The following is a 239-nucleotide window of genomic DNA, read 5'->3' on the forward strand; positions in this document are numbered from 1 at the left end:
CATACGAAGGCCGTGTTTCCGGCCTTTGGTGGCTGCTGGCACGAACGATTCGAGTTTGCCCAGCGACTGCAGCTCGTCCAGGAACATCCAGAGACGTTTCCCGGTCATGGGCTCATAGCTGAGGATGGTCGCGCAGATCGTGTCAATCCACATGGCCACCAATGGCTGCATGGTCGAGCGCATGTCCTCCCGCCAGGTGATAAACAGATTGCCCGCATTCGGGTCTGTCACCCACTTAT

Annotated in this window: 1 protein-coding gene; it reads right to left on the bottom strand. The window is 57.7% G+C overall.

Going from position 1 to position 239, the window contains the following annotated elements:
- A partial coding sequence (locus AC3XQU_RS24775; protein ID WP_489876746.1) for a type IV secretion system DNA-binding domain-containing protein occupies nt 1-231 on the bottom strand: 231 nt, incomplete at its 3' end.
- Between the last annotated feature and the right edge of the window lie 8 nt (nt 232-239).

The sequence above is a fragment of the Telluria sp. AZSoR62 genome (genome assembly GCF_058111565.1).